Here is a 13594-nt window from a genome sequence, read left to right on the forward strand (position 1 = left end):
TTCTTTTTTGGGGCAAGGGCCGCTGTGTCAGATCAGGTTTTGCCACCGCAAAAACACCAGCAACAGCACCAAAAGCGCCAACAGGTTAAAGGCCAGCCCACCCAGCATCCCAAGAAACCAGCCCAATCTTCGATCGGCCAGGTTGATACCGCTCAGATGGGTCTGAACCTCTTCGGAGGCCCGGGCCAGGCGCGACGTGTCCAGCACCAGCCTCAGCTTGGGATGGGCGGCCATCTGTTCCGCCTGCGCCAGCACCATCGCCTGTTTGTAAATCCTGCGTGGCAGCCGACGTTTGGCTTTTCGAACGGACTCGGCCAGCGTCTTGTCGCGCGCACCCAACTTGCCGCGCATCAACTGCACCGTTTGCGCGATCTGAGTCTGGATATCTGTGTTTTCCGGCATAAGGTGGCCTCCTGCTGCGGCACTGTATCTGCGGCGCGCAGGGGCGACAATGGGGCTGGTCGTTTCACACCACGGCAGGTATCACCCGGATATGCTGAACACGATCATACATGGCGAACCAACCGCGAACCCTCCTTTGCTGATCGCGCACGGGCTTTATGGCTCGGCCCGGAATTGGGGCGTTATCGCCAAACGCCTTTCTGACGAAAGGCAGGTTGTCGCCGTCGATATGCGCAATCACGCGTACAGCAAGTGGACCGAGCAACACGGTTATGCTGATCTGGCCGATGATCTGGCCGAGGTCGTGGAACATTTCGGTGGCCACGCCGATGTGGTTGGGCATTCGATGGGGGGCAAGGCGGCGATGACGCTGGCGTTGCGCCACGGCGACCTGCTGCGCAAGCTGGTCGTGGCGGATATCGCGCCCGTGGCATATTCTCACAGCCAGATCCAATTCATCGACGCGATGCGCGCCGTGGATCTGTCAGCGGTCGAACGGCGCTCGGACGCGGAACAGCAACTGGCAGAACAAGGGGTTGAGAAGGCGCTGCAAAGCTTTTTTACGCAATCCCTTGATACCAAGGAAAAACGCTGGCTTCTCAACCTGGATACGCTGGCGGCTGAGATGCCTGAAATCATGGGTTTCCCGGACACGGGCGCATCCTGGGATGGGCCAACGCTTTTCCTGTCTGGCGGCACATCCGACTATGTGTTGCCCGAACATCGCAATACGATCCGCGCCCTGTTCCCGGCCGCGCGCTTTGCCAAGATACCCGGCGCAGGCCATTGGCTGCACGCCGAGAAACCCCGCGAGTTCGAAGCTGCCGTCAGAACCTTTCTGAATGCGTGATCAGGCCACGCCCTGATACAGCTTCCTGGCCACCAGCCAGGACACTGGTGCTGCGATAACGGCACCTGCCCCAGCGGCTGCAACAATGGCCGGGGCTGAAACCATTCCGGCCGTCAGAACTGCGATGACGGCTGTCCCGGCCAGGGCCGTGGCAATCAGGGAATACAAGATGGATGCAAGGCGGAACATGGCTGGCTGCCCTCTGTATGGTGACGCTTTGCCGTCACATTAGGGCACCGGGCCACTGCCATCTTTGATCTGTGTCAGATCAAAGGGTTAGCCGTTCGGATTTGCGGATCACGCAACCTCGCCACCGCCATTGACCCAATCGGTAAAACCGCCAAGATTATATACGGCCTCATACCCCATATCCTTAAGCAGCTTACCTGCCAAAGCGGCCCGCCCGCCCGCTGCGCAATACAGCACAATCACCCGATCTTTGCGAAGTTCGGGATCATGGGATTGCAGGGTGTCGTCAGCCCGAAATTCCAACATGCCACGGGAAATGTGATGCGCGCCCGCAGCCCGGCCAACCTGCTGCAATTCGGCAGCATCGCGAACATCCAGCAACAACCCGTCCTGCCCCAGCAGTTCTTGGGCTTTGGCCATGTCGATACGTTCGACAGCGGCATTCGCGGCTTCCATCATTTCTTTTACGGTCACTGGCATGGGTGGCTCTCCCGGTGAAAATCACCGGATGTTAACATGCGAAAAATGGAAGGTGTAGGGCGTTCACCCGTTCATTCCGATCAATGCTCGCGGAAGGCCCGAGACATACTGTCTGTCACCGGCTTTGCGATATAGGCGGCAAAAGTTCTTTCTTCCGTCTGGATCATGATCTCGGCGGGCATACCCGGCGTTGGGATGAACCCGCGGACACGGTTGATTTCCTCGGGTTCCAGCGAAATACGGGCCAGGTAGACCTCTTGCGGGGCGCCTGCAGATTCCTCGACAACAGAGTCAGCTGAAAGATAGAACACCTCACCGCTCAGCACGGGCGTTGTCCTTTGGTTCAACGAAACCAGACGCACCGTTGCTTGTTGCCCGGTTACGACGCTGTCGATCTCGGTGCGCGGAATCTGCGCCTCGATGATCAGCGGCGCGTCGGCCGGCAGGATTTCAACGATGGGTTCACCGGTTTCGATCACGCCACCCGCTGTATGGTAATGCAACCGCACAACCGTGCCCGTGACAGGTGCGCGAACAACGGCGCGGTCCAGAACACTGCGGGCTTGCCGGGCTTTTTCACGGACACTTTCCAGATCAGCAGCGATCACGCTCAACTCATCAAGGGCTGCTTCGCGATAGGCGGCGCGGGTACGCGAAATCTGTTCGTCGTATTTCAAAAGCATCTGGCTGATCTCAGCAGCCTCGGCCGCCAAACGCGCCTGCTGACCTTCGGCCTCGGCCTGAACGCGGCGGATCGTGTTCAATTCACCTTTACGGACCAACCCCTTATCAAACAGCGCTTTTTTGGTATCGAATTCCTCTTGCAGGATTTCTGAACGCCGCACCATACTGTCAAGCTGCGCCTCGAACCCGCTCGACCGGATTTTCAATGCTTCCATGTTCCGCTCCAGCAGGGCGATATCGTTCACCAGCGTTTTTCGGGACAGATCAAAACTGATCTTTTGCCCGTCAAGGATCGTCATCACCTCGACATCATTCGAAGCTTCCACAAGGTTGGTGGAAAAATCCAACCGTTGCAGCTCACCATATTCGGCATTCAGGCGTTCGGACATGGCTTGCAGGCGGATTTTGCGAATGAACAGCTCGCGCTCATTTGACTGGGCCGAGGTCTGGTCCAGCGTCATCAGGACTTGTCCGGCTTCGACAGCTTGGCCTTCGACGACCTTGATGTCCTCGATAATGCCACCTTCCAGGTGCTGCACGATCTTGTTGCGGCCCGTGGCGACAAAGCTACCTTGCGCGATGACAGCAGCGGCCAACGGCGCGCGGAAGGACCAGACGCCAAACCCTCCGAAACACACAATCAGCAGGGTAAAGCCGATAACAATCAGCCGATTGATCGAGCGAGGCACCTCGGCATACCAAACCGTCGGGTCCGTGGGATCGTTGTTTACAGGTACAAGATCGTTCATGCCCAGTTCCCCCTACTGATTTTGAATGCTGGGCGTCTGCTTGCGCGGCCCGTTCAACTGTTCCAATACCTGTTCGCGCTGACCAAACAGTGCCACGCGCCCATCGGTCAGCAGCATGATTTTGTCGACCACGTTCAACAATGTTGGCTTCTGCGTAATCACCACAACGGTGATCTTGCTTTCTTTAGCCTGCGCAATGGCCCGCGCCAGCGCTTGATCACCTGCAACGTCCAGGTTCGAATTCGGCTCATCCAGAACCACCATGCGCGGATTGCCAAAGAAGGCACGCGCAAGCGCGATGCGCTGCTTTTGCCCGCCGGACAAGGGTGTCCCATCCGCGGCCACCACGGTTTCATAGCCTTGGGGCAACGTCGCGATCATATTGTGCACGTCGGCCAGCACCGCCGCATCGTGGATCTGTTCGTCGGTCGCATCAGACCGCATACGGCCGATGTTGTCCTTGATCGTACCCGGAAACAGCTGCACGTCTTGCGGCAGATAACCGATGCTTTCGCCAAACTGACGTGGATCCCAGTTGCGGATATCCATCAGGTCCAGCCGCACGCTGCCCGATGTCGGCAAGATCGACCCAACCAGCGTTTTCCCCAAGGTGGTCTTGCCCGCGCCGGAATTGCCGATGATGGCCAGTGTCTCTCCGGGGTTCATCGAAAAGCTGATCCCGTTCAAAACAACGCGTTTGGTGCCACCCGGCACATAAAGCAGGCGTTCCACGTCCAGCCGACCTTCGGGGCGCGGCAGGCGCAGCTTCTCGAACTGAAGCGCCGATTTGGACAAGAGCTGATTGATCCGCGCATAGGCACCACGCGTCAGCAGGAATGAATTCCAGCCTTCGATGGAACCTTCGATTGGTGCGAAAGCACGACCGGCAATGATCGAGGCAGCGATCACCATACCACCCGTGATTTCGCCATTGAGCGCAAGAAACGCGCCCCAACCCAGAATACAGATCTGCGTCAGCAATCGTATCGCGCGCGAGATGGCGGCGAAGATCACATTCCGGTCCTGCGCACGGACTTGCCATGTCAGCGATTGTGCTGTGTCGCGCCCCCAAATGCGAACGGCCTCTGGGATCATGGCCATGGCATTGATGATCTGGCTGTTTCGCGACATTGAATCCAAATGCATGTTGGCCATGGATTGCGCCTTGTTGGCCTCGGCAAAGGGTTTCGCCGTCATACGCTGGTTGATCAGGGCAATGATCATCAGCAGCAGGGCCGTCACGATCACAATCATCCCAAGCTGTGGGTGCACCAGAAAGATCATCAGGATGAACAAAGGCGCAAATGGAACGTCCAGAAACGAAATCAGGGTGCTGGATACCAGAAATCCGCGCACCTGCTGCAAATCGCCCAACGTCTGATATTCGCGACCCGTTCCGTGCAGCGACGCATGAGCCGCCGCGCTGAGGATCGGTGCCCCAAGCCGGGCGGCGACCTCGACCGCGGTACGCATCAGCATGAACCGGCGCACGGCATCAAAAGCCGATTGGAAAAGAACCGCGCCGGCGACAATGGCCGTCAGCATGATCAACGTATCCAGTGACCGGCTGGTCAAAACGCGGTCGCTGATCTGGAACAGGTAAATCGGAATTGCCAGAATAAGGATATTCGTCGCACAGGTCAGAACCAGCACAAAGGCCAGGTTGCGATAGATCGCGCGCAATGACGTCCGCAGCGTCTTTTGAAAATCTTCGGGCGGGGTACGTTTGTGAAATGTTTGGGGTGGCCCGTTTCCATTACCGCCGCCAGAATTACTGCGTAGCAATGGTTGATTTGCCTTAGCCTCGATAGTGGTGCCCATGCGATCACCGCCATTCGAGCGCGACGCGGGGGGTATACGGTCGCTCGTTTTGTTGACGGTTTCAGGATCGGGGCCTTCGACACCGGCCACCCCAGCACCGCTGCCCTGTTGGTCATTGTCTTCGGCAGGCTGCGGCTGCTTGCGCCGCGGGGGAGTCCCGGCGCGCAGTCGTGGTTCCACTTTTGGATCATGATTTTCGGATTTCGGTTTCACGGGTTGCCCGGCATTCGTGCTATCCTTTGCGATTGTGTCCTGCTGGCCAGTTATTGGCGCACTTACACGCAGGTCTTCACTCAGGCGTAATCCGGGTTTCTTTTTAGCTTCACCCTTGGAACTGTCCGCATCAGGCGGTTTCGAAGCTGCGCCACCATTACGATCCAGCGGGCTGGCGAAACGGATCGGTCGCGTCGGAAATACATTCGACATAATCAAACTTTCAGGTCACTCGTAACAAACAGAGTATTACGTTAGCATAGATTGTAGGCCGTCGTCGACACTCGCCATTTCTGTCGGTGTCAGCTTGATCTGACTGGCGATATTTCCAACCTCGGCGGCAACGTCCGCCTCTTCCATCAGGAACGCGATCGCTTCATTTGCAATCTCTGCGTTTTCTTCCTCTGGCGCGTCAATCAAACTTGCCTGATGCAGCAACACGTCCGAGTATTCGCCCTCTTGCGCCATAATCACTGAATCGACGCCGACTTTGACGACATTGGCCGCGTTAAGGATGGCGTTACCTGCACCAATGGCCGACACCGCTTCTCCGGCCGGGCCCGAGACTGAGATGTCATCCTGATCTTGCAACAGAGTGACCTGTTCAATGACATTGACCTGCAGCAGATCGCCTTCGATCTTCAGGACACGCACCAATTCGGTACCGGCGAATGTCGGGTCATTCATCAACGCATCTTCCAGCGCTTCGGTGTCCAACTCTTGCAAGGGCAGGACACTGGCAAGGTTCTCGCTGAGCACTTCGTGCGTATCTTCGCCCGTGGTTGTCAAAGAGACTTGGTTCATCACCAGGTTTTCGTTCGATTCACTTTCTACGTCACCCGTGATCACGTCGTCATCCAGCAGCACGATAGTCTGCGACACGATATCGACCGAGATCATATCCCCGCCCGTTATGATCACATCGTAGAAACTGCCCAGCTGAAGGATGCTGGTCACGTTGGACATGATGTTGTCGCCCAAGGTGTACAGTGACGACGTCGCCGAGATTTCAGTGTGAATCTGGTCGATGTCAGTGGCGTTGATAACCTGATTGATGAAATTCGCCACAATAAGATCACCATCGATCCAATCGACGGCAACAAACGGGTCTTCGCCTGATTCCGCAACATTGGTTTCAAGCCACGGGGCTTCGTGAGCCTCAACCTCGATCTGCGAGGATTGGACCACATTGGTCGTGCTTTGCACACCCTCGCCGCCTTCGTCGATGTCAGAAACAACTGCGACCTGATTGATCACGGTCAGATTAACGGATTGCCCGCCCACCACGATGTTAGGCGCATCAACCCAACCCACAGTGACGGCCACTTCGTTGACCGCGACATTGCCGCCAGTGACCACTGTATGACCATCATCGAAATCCGGATCTTTGCTCTGATCCCATTCTGCTGGCAACGGATCGGGGGTTTCGGCTGCGGCGACGTCTTCCGCTTCGTCGTCTGTCTGATGATGTTCCGGCAGCAGATCGCTCCAAACCGGCATTTCATCTACCTGCTCACCGTTCACGATCACGCCTGTTGCGTCCTCACCATGGAATTGGTGGACCGTGACCCCTTCGACATCGGGGTTCATTGGAGTCAGCATCTGGTCGGCGATTTCCATGACCGTCTCGGCAGACAGGTAATCGTCAATGTTGATGGACGGCGCCGAGGTCGCATGAAGCGACATAGCGGTGTCCAGCAATTCCTCGCCCTGCTGCATCAGGGATTCAACCTCGCGGAAATCGCCCTGACCGATCGTATCGTTGTCGCTCAGATTCACGGTCTGGAACGTATAGGTCACGGCGGACCCGATAAGTTCGATCGTGAACTCAGGCTCAAGGATGATCACTGTCTGAGTAGAATTCTGCAGGGTATATTCAGGGGTTTCACCTTCCGGGCCAGCAACCGGGCCGCTGAGAATCACCGTTTCCCCAACCGGGCTGTAAGGCGCAGGCGGGAATGGGACGTCTTGGGAAGGGGCAATTGATTTGAAGGGCATCACGTTGCCCTCACCAGGATCAAGTTTCAGGTCTGCCTTCAGCTTGATCTTTGTCGGGTCCTCGAGGCCCTCAAGTTCGGCTTTCCGTCTCAGCGCAACAAATTCCTCGTACTGATCCCGCAACCGGATCTGCTCGGTTGTGATTTCGAAGGCGCCAACAAAATGTGCAATTGTTTCACTAATACTGTCGAGGGACATAACTGTTTCCTTTCCCCGCCCCGGCCTGAAATTTCCGGTTTGGGTTCAGTTGGACCGAGGCCACCTATCGCGGCCTCGGCTTTTTTTAGGGTTGGGTCAGGGCCCTGAATTCGGGTCCTGAAACCTCTTACACGTCGTTGTCGTCGCTGGCGTAGGCCGAGCTCATCGAACCACCAACCATCGTCGTATCGACCGAGTTGCCCAGAACGTTGGCACCCATGACGATCGACTGGTTGAAGGCCGAAGTATCAACGACCGCAGCCGCAGATGCGTAGGATTCGCCGGTCACGATGCCGTCTCCGGCATTGTTCGAACCCCAGGATCCGGCATTTCCGCCAGTCCCGCCTGCACCCGAGTAGGCACCAGCTGCGTCACCGCCGGTGACGGTTGCACCAGTGGTCGCGCCACCAGTTGCGTCACCGTTTGCTGCGCCGCTTGTTCCGCCGGTTGCCTGTGCGGCACCACCGCCGCCACCGATACCCGACTCAGCCGTACCAACGGCGCTTCCCGATCCAGTCGAGGTCGCGTCGTTGTCCGACGATGCAGCGCCACCATAGCCAGAGATGGCTGCAGAGAGGCTTTCCGCTGTTCCGTCGGTGTCAGCCGTCGAGAACACTTCTGATGCGGCACCGTTACCTGCAGTGTTGGTCGCATCGGCAGAACCCGTACCAGAACCATCCGAGGTTGCATCCTGGTCGATTGCACCGCCGCCGCCACCAGCACCTTCAGCTGTCGACGTACCGGTTCCAGTACCGGTTGCCTGGCCATCGGTAGCGTTGCTGCCACCGTCGCCACCTGGGCCTTTGGCGTACTGATCGTTAATGGCTTGACCGTTAACGTCACCAGGCGATTGCGTGATGTTCGGTCCGCTGGCGGACTGATCACCTACACCCTGTGCATCGGAGTCTGCATCAGCGTCGCCGCCGTTGCCCGAAGCGCCTGTACCAGCACCACCAGCTCCGACACCACCGGTTCCGGCACCGCCATTGCCCGACGCGCCGTTTCCGGCACCGCCAGTACCCGGGTTGCCACCGTTGGTGTCACCACCGCCGTTGGCCGCACCAGTTTGACCCAGATTCAGACCTGTAAGGCCATTCTGCTGGTTCATCGCGGCAAGAGCAGCATCAACCTGACCGGAGTTGCCGCCATTTCCAGAAGCACCATTGCCAGCACCACCGGTACCACCAGCGCCATTACCGGCACCACCGTTACCCGACGCACCAGTTCCGCTGCCACCTGTGCCGTCTGCATCGCTGCCGGCAAGGCTGCCAGCCAGACCCAGACCGACATTGCTGCCAGCTGTTGCGTCATCGGCTTCGGTTTCACCCTTGCTGCCGTTCAGTGCAAGACCGCCATTACCCGCGGCACCGCTACCACCATCTGCGCCTTGTGCAGACGAGTCGTTTGCAGCCAGACCGGCACCTTTGGCATCAGAGTCGGTGTAGTTGTGGCCGCCATTCGACTGACCGTTTGCATCGGCATCCGACAGACCCAGACCCAGGCCCAGCCCGATCGATCCGGCGTCACCGCCGTCACCACCATACCCATCAGCATCCGCATCCGAGCTACCGGCGTTGTCAGCATCTGAATAGCTGCCAGCATGACCGCTGTCGCCACCATTGCTGCTGCCGTTGGAAGTTGCGTCAGATTTGCCAACACCCAGACCCAGGGTCGTTGCAGGGCCAGAGTTTCCACCGTTACCGGCATAGGCATCGGCACCCGCGTTACCGCTGTGCCCACCAATACCAGCTGCAATGCTGCCGTTGGTGTCCCCACCGGCATTACCGGCATAGGTTTTGCCACCGTTACCGGAGTCACCACCGTCCGAATGCGACCCGATGCCTTCGTCCGCAGTTGCGGTGCCGCCTTTGGCATCACCCTTCTGCGTGAAGTGGCCATCGTTGTCTACGGACGCCGAACCCAGGTGGTCGTCGTCACTCAGGTTGGCTACCTGGCTGTTGATGGACGACATGTCATTGCCGGGTCCATCCAGCGAAATATCCAGGTTCATGTCGTCGCCCGGATCATAGTCCAAATCACGCCCGGCCGAAATAATATCGCCGACGCTCGAACCATTGTTCACATCAACATCAACAAAGTCGTCGTCGCGTGGAACCCACTCGCCGCCGCCAAAGTCGATCTTAACATAGTTGGAGTTGTCGTTGCTGTCGTCGCCGCCGTTCTTCTGGGCTTGGCCCTGGCCTTGACCCTGATCCTGATCCTGGCCTTGACCCTGATCTTGGTCCTGACCCTGCTTGTTCTCAACATCGGTCTTCTGACCCTGCTGCTGACCTTGAGCATTGGTGTTATCGACGTCGTTGTCGTTATCTTGCTTGTTGAAATCGGCATCGACTTCAGCGTGCTTCACATGAATATCTGCGTCGACAGGTGCATAAACCTTGTCAACGTTCACATCATCAATGACTGTTACATGCGGTTGTTGGCGTTTTGACATATCAATTTCCACTTATTAAGCGCCCGACCGTCATTCATCTACAAAACGGCTACTGGCGCGGTTGAAACAAATTTTACACATTCAGGCGCAAAACACGCTTGGATGCGGTTTCGTTCAGCGAACTAGATTCCCACCCTCCTTTCCCGGCTTAGCCGACGCTGTGACCGCTTGTTGAACTTCGCGTTAATTCGCGATTCGCAGTCACGTCAGGAACAAGAGCTTCTCAAATTGAAGCAGGCTCATGGTTGCAGCAGGAAGAGGTGCTGAATAGCTACCCTAAAGCATTAGAATTGGTAATATCTTGATTTTATTGAAAAACTTTAGGATTCAGATTGCTGGAACCTATACGCCACGTATATTTTCCTGTGAAAAAATGCCGATCGGGTAAATCCCTAGTTTCCCTCTACTTATGCGGGAAGAGCGGCGACACACCTAGCCATAAGTTCTAGTTCAAAATGGCAGGGCGACAGGGAATGTTGAAGAATATTAGTCTTTCAGCTATAGTTACTCGAGAACAGACGTTAATTTACCGTTAAAATAAGTTCCAAGTGTTGTTTACGATTTCGCCGCAGATTTAGTGGCGTGGTTTCATAGGGGGAAATTATGAGCAATCCGTTGCCGGATAGTATTGCCCAAATAAGTGCTTGTCCTGAAGATTTCTCGATCAACTTCATCGGCAAAGAACTATTCTACTCAAACCAGGCGTTGCGCAGCGTTCAAACTGAATTTGGCGTTGCGGCACGCAGATACGAAACTATCGCAGATCTGAAAGGGGCCGGCACGCCGGACTCGATGGCGGACAAGGTTGTCGTCATTGATCAGATCATGCTGGAGGACATTCTGACCCGACCAACTGTATATACAGATGCGGTAGGCTCGGGGTGCCTTGCCTTTGCGTACCGCAAGGAACACGCAGCCCGTTCCTTGTTTGAAAGCTGGGACCGGGGGCGCTTTGGGGATATCGGGTATCTTCCGATGAATGTCGCACCTGATGTGTGGCGATCCATTCTGCGCCTTTTGATGCATGAAGAGCTTTATCTGCCAAGCTTCCTTGCCGATTGCCTGTTGCAGGCGCAACCCGGCAAGACCTCTCGCATGGTCAGAGAAAGCCCGTTGGAAACAAAAGACCCGCATCCTGTGTATTCCCGTCTTACGCGGCGCGAAAAACAAGTTCTGCATCTGGTTTCAAAAGGGCAAAGCAACAAGATCATCGCTTCGAATCTTGGGATTACCGAACACACGGTAAAGCTGCACATGCACAATGTCGCGGGCAAGATCGGGGTCAGCAACAGGACGGCCGCAGCACAGTTCTATTTTGAAGTGGCACCAGAAGACGTGCGCAGCCATGCCGTTGATTGAGGCCTCAGAAACCCGCTTTGACCGTCTGATCCTGTTGGTCGGCAGGCTGAACTACATGTGGACGAACACCGAAAGCCTGTTGATTCACCTGATTGCCGGCCTGAGCGGCACCAAAAAAGACGTGGCGGTCATCACCTTTTTAACGCTGAATACGACCCGCGCCAGGATCGATCTTGTTGAGAGGTTGGCCAAAATGGATGGCCGCCCTGTTGAGGTTCGAGATCCCATCCTGGAGCATACCCAACGCCTGAGTAAGCTGTCCGGAATTCGAAACAGGTACAATCACTGTATTTATTCGTTCGACGCCGAAAGCGGGAACCCCAAGACCATCCTCATGCGAATTGCGGATCGAAAGACCGACATCAAGCTGGGACGAGAAGACACCGTCGATGAAAAGGCCCTGCAGGAAATCGAGAATGTCGTCGCGCAGTTGTCGGATGCGAATCGCGACATCTGGCGCCTGATCGGGCAGTTGGGTTTCCCTGTCTGATGATCCAAGTGGTGCGGATGGCGGGGATCGAACCCGCAAGTCCTAGGACGAGGGATTTTAAGTCCCTTGCGTTTACCAATTTCGCCACATCCGCATATCACAAGGCCGGGTCAGCCGACGTCAGGAAGTCATAAAGCCAACCAAACTGATTGAAAAGGCAGTAAGTTGGCCTTTGACCCAATAACGGATCAGCAGCCTCACACGCGGCAATTGTGCCGCCATCAAATTACCGCGGCGCATGGTTCAAAACCGATCTATCGCCTACCTAAATGTGGACCAGACGGTACAACGACAGCGCTCCGGACCACTGGTGCGGTCTTACCCCGGCTTGTAAAAAGAAACTTCTTTTGAGGTAAATGGTGCCCCCACACGGACTCGAACCGCGGACCTACTGATTACAAATCAGTTGCTCTACCAGCTGAGCTATAGGGGCACTTGGTGTCGATTACTGTCTCTTGTTCAGGACTTCAAGCCTCAATTTTTATCTTAACTTAGGGAATATCGGTTTTTCTTGGCCCACAAGAAAAAGGCCACCGCCGTGGGTGCGGGTTTGACTGTCACGGGCGCAGGCTGTAACCCCGCAGGCAGGGCTAAAAATGCAAGGGCAAGAACCGAATATGCAGGTTGCTATCCACGCGGGGGCGGCTTTTACCGACGAAGGAAGCCTTCTGAAGTCGCTGCAAAAGAATTCGGAGGTCTTAACGCAAGAAGGCATCGCGGTAATTGGCCCACGCCGATACAGACAGGTGTTTAAACCGGCCTTTGATACGCTCGGCGTTGAACCTGCTGATCGCGGCTTGCTTCATCAGATGCAGAACATGTTGCCAGTGAATCCGGATGTGCGTCGGACAATATTTTCAAGCGACAATTTTGTTGGTGAGAGAGCCCTGGCTTTGCAGGAAGGTCAGCTTTATCCGCAAGCAGGTCGCAGAATGGCGTTGCTGGACACGGCTTATTCCGACCATCAGATCACGCTGTTTCTGGGCCTTAGCAACCCGGGCAGCTTTATTCCCAAACTTCTGATGACACTGCCCCAGGCGGATCGTGAAAGCATCATCCGAAGCACCGATCTGAGTTGCCTGAGTTGGATTGGCATGATCGAAGATATCCGGGATCTGGCACCCGATGTGCAGATCACCTTGTGGAGCAACGAGGACACCCCTTTGATTTGGGGCGACATAGTGCGCGCGATGGGTGATCTGAATGATGACGTTGCCCTGAATGACGAATACGATCTGCTGCTGTCTTTGCTGGACGATACGGGGAAAAGCAAAGTTCTGGGGCAGATGGACAGTGTCGATGGTCAGGACAAAGCCACCGTGCGAGAATCGCTGGCGCAAATTTTTGAAGATCACGCCAAATTGGATACTGTCGAGGAAGAACTGGAACTACCCGGTTGGAGCGCCGAGATTATCGACGCGTTTTCCGAGTTGTATGAACAGGATCTCACCAAGCTGGAAACCATGCCGGGCGTCCGGATTCTAAAGCCCTGAAACATGAGAGAATCCGGTAGTGGGTGGCCGCCCGCGTCGCCATGGCTGACGTTTGGCGTTCAGACGTCAGCCTGCCCTGGCTAAACACGTGTTGCATGGCAATATCGGGGAAATCGGCACGGTTTCAGGCATTTGGATGCGTTGTCGATGAACATGGCTTTCCCGGCACCTCGGGCTGTGACCCACAAGCATGCCAACCAGGTCGCGATCTAT

11 protein-coding genes and 2 tRNA genes are annotated in these 13594 nt (G+C 56.1%); 4 read left to right on the plus strand and 9 right to left on the minus strand.

The window, feature by feature from the left end; all coding sequences use genetic code 11:
• Nucleotides 1-27 precede the first annotated feature (27 nt).
• A complete protein-coding gene (locus JT51_RS07920) occupies nucleotides 28-402 on the minus strand; it encodes a hypothetical protein (RefSeq protein ID WP_051927456.1) in 375 nt (124 codons plus the stop codon).
• Between the two features lie 49 nt (nucleotides 403-451).
• Here JT51_RS07920 and JT51_RS07925 point away from each other — a divergent pair, with 49 nt between their 5' ends.
• Nucleotides 452-1252, plus strand: a complete 801-nt coding sequence (locus JT51_RS07925) for an alpha/beta fold hydrolase (protein ID WP_037310462.1) — start codon at nucleotides 452-454, stop codon at nucleotides 1250-1252.
• Here the strand turns inward: JT51_RS07925 and JT51_RS07930 are convergent, their stop codons facing one another.
• From JT51_RS07930 to JT51_RS21210, 6 genes are all read right to left on the minus strand, one after another.
• On the minus strand, nucleotides 1253-1441 hold the full coding sequence (locus JT51_RS07930) for a hypothetical protein (RefSeq protein WP_037310465.1): 189 nt from the start codon (nucleotides 1439-1441) through the stop codon (nucleotides 1253-1255).
• Nucleotides 1442-1549: 108 nt separating this feature from the next.
• Nucleotides 1550-1921, minus strand: coding sequence for a rhodanese-like domain-containing protein (locus JT51_RS07935; RefSeq protein ID WP_037310468.1), 372 nt, complete (start codon nucleotides 1919-1921; stop codon nucleotides 1550-1552).
• A gap of 80 nt (nucleotides 1922-2001) precedes the next feature.
• Complete coding sequence (locus JT51_RS07940; protein ID WP_037310470.1) at nucleotides 2002-3354, minus strand: HlyD family type I secretion periplasmic adaptor subunit; 1353 nt, start codon at nucleotides 3352-3354, stop codon at nucleotides 2002-2004.
• A 12-nt stretch (nucleotides 3355-3366) separates the two neighbouring features.
• Nucleotides 3367-5601, minus strand: a complete 2235-nt coding sequence (locus JT51_RS07945; protein WP_037310473.1) for a type I secretion system permease/ATPase — start codon at nucleotides 5599-5601, stop codon at nucleotides 3367-3369.
• Between the two features lie 36 nt (nucleotides 5602-5637).
• Complete coding sequence (locus JT51_RS07950) at nucleotides 5638-7584, minus strand: type I secretion protein (RefSeq protein WP_037310476.1); 1947 nt, start codon at nucleotides 7582-7584, stop codon at nucleotides 5638-5640.
• A gap of 127 nt (nucleotides 7585-7711) precedes the next feature.
• The gene (locus tag JT51_RS21210) at nucleotides 7712-10039 is read right to left on the minus strand and encodes a hypothetical protein (RefSeq protein ID WP_051927496.1); all 2328 of its coding nucleotides are present in this window, start codon (nucleotides 10037-10039) and stop codon (nucleotides 7712-7714) included.
• Nucleotides 10040-10642: 603 nt separating this feature from the next.
• Here JT51_RS21210 and JT51_RS21215 point away from each other — a divergent pair.
• Nucleotides 10643-11398, plus strand: a complete 756-nt coding sequence (locus JT51_RS21215) for a helix-turn-helix transcriptional regulator (protein WP_051927457.1) — start codon at nucleotides 10643-10645, stop codon at nucleotides 11396-11398.
• Nucleotides 11385-11888, plus strand: coding sequence for a hypothetical protein (locus JT51_RS07975; RefSeq protein WP_037310482.1), 504 nt, complete (start codon nucleotides 11385-11387; stop codon nucleotides 11886-11888). The genes JT51_RS21215 and JT51_RS07975 overlap by 14 nt, the downstream gene beginning before the upstream one ends.
• Before the next feature lie 9 nt (nucleotides 11889-11897).
• On the opposite strand, the gene JT51_RS07980 is transcribed toward JT51_RS07975, so the two are convergent.
• Nucleotides 11898-11982, minus strand: a tRNA-Leu gene (locus tag JT51_RS07980).
• 263 nt (nucleotides 11983-12245) lie between these two features.
• Nucleotides 12246-12321: transfer RNA gene (locus tag JT51_RS07985), tRNA-Thr, on the minus strand.
• A gap of 184 nt (nucleotides 12322-12505) precedes the next feature.
• Here JT51_RS07985 and JT51_RS07990 point away from each other — a divergent pair.
• A complete protein-coding gene (locus JT51_RS07990; RefSeq protein WP_037310485.1) occupies nucleotides 12506-13381 on the plus strand; it encodes a hypothetical protein in 876 nt (291 codons plus the stop codon).
• Nucleotides 13382-13594 lie beyond the last annotated feature (213 nt).

Source organism: Ruegeria halocynthiae (assembly GCF_000743705.1).
In the GTDB taxonomy this organism is placed as follows: domain Bacteria; phylum Pseudomonadota; class Alphaproteobacteria; order Rhodobacterales; family Rhodobacteraceae; genus Ruegeria; species Ruegeria halocynthiae_B.

What these genes read in the sequence shown, in the direction of transcription:
- JT51_RS07990 (WP_037310485.1), top strand. Translation starts at nt 12,506, where the DNA reads ATGCAGGTTGCTATCCACGCGGGGGCGGCTTTTACCGACGAAGGAAGC.
- JT51_RS07940 (WP_037310470.1), bottom strand. Translation starts at nt 3,354, where the DNA reads ATGAACGATCTTGTACCTGTAAACAACGATCCCACGGACCCGACGGTT.
- JT51_RS07920 (WP_051927456.1), bottom strand. Translation starts at nt 402, where the DNA reads ATGCCGGAAAACACAGATATCCAGACTCAGATCGCGCAAACGGTGCAG.
- JT51_RS21215 (WP_051927457.1), top strand. Translation starts at nt 10,643, where the DNA reads ATGAGCAATCCGTTGCCGGATAGTATTGCCCAAATAAGTGCTTGTCCT.
- JT51_RS07975 (WP_037310482.1), top strand. Translation starts at nt 11,385, where the DNA reads ATGCCGTTGATTGAGGCCTCAGAAACCCGCTTTGACCGTCTGATCCTG.
- JT51_RS07925 (WP_037310462.1), top strand. Translation starts at nt 452, where the DNA reads ATGGGGCTGGTCGTTTCACACCACGGCAGGTATCACCCGGATATGCTG.
- JT51_RS07945 (WP_037310473.1), bottom strand. Translation starts at nt 5,601, where the DNA reads ATGTCGAATGTATTTCCGACGCGACCGATCCGTTTCGCCAGCCCGCTG.
- JT51_RS21210 (WP_051927496.1), bottom strand. Translation starts at nt 10,039, where the DNA reads ATGTCAAAACGCCAACAACCGCATGTAACAGTCATTGATGATGTGAAC.
- JT51_RS07930 (WP_037310465.1), bottom strand. Translation starts at nt 1,441, where the DNA reads ATGTTCCGCCTTGCATCCATCTTGTATTCCCTGATTGCCACGGCCCTG.
- JT51_RS07935 (WP_037310468.1), bottom strand. Translation starts at nt 1,921, where the DNA reads ATGCCAGTGACCGTAAAAGAAATGATGGAAGCCGCGAATGCCGCTGTC.
- JT51_RS07950 (WP_037310476.1), bottom strand. Translation starts at nt 7,584, where the DNA reads ATGTCCCTCGACAGTATTAGTGAAACAATTGCACATTTTGTTGGCGCC.